The 386-nt window shown below is 40.9% G+C and carries 1 pseudogene; it reads right to left on the reverse strand.

Features of this window, described 5'->3' with window-relative positions:
* Positions 1 to 386, reverse strand: a pseudogene (locus ZA07_RS15855) (4Fe-4S dicluster domain-containing protein); the annotation flags it as partial.

Consider the following 386-nt stretch of genomic DNA (forward strand, 5'->3'; position numbering starts at 1 on the left):
ATCTCCAAATTCCATTGCTCCACTACTACAAGCAGAAGAACAAGCTGTTTGGAATTCACCGTCTTTTACCGGGCGTCCATCACGTTGTGCATCCAAAATAGTCTTTTGAGTCTTTTGGATACACATAGAACATTTTTCCATCACACCACGAGAACGTACAACCACATCTGAATTAAGTACCATACGACCTAAATCATCATTCATGTGGTAATCAAACTCGTCATTATTGCTATATAAGAACCAGTTGAAACGACGCACGTTATAAGAACAGTTGTTAGCACAATATCTTGTTCCTACACAACGGTTATAAGCCATTTGGTTTTGACCTTGACGACCGTGAGAAGTTGCCGCTACTGGACAAACAGTTTCACATGGTGCGTCATCAC

Origin of the sequence: Mangrovimonas sp. ST2L15, from assembly GCF_001280515.1 — a bacterium.
GTDB lineage: Bacteria > Bacteroidota > Bacteroidia > Flavobacteriales > Flavobacteriaceae > Mangrovimonas > Mangrovimonas futianensis.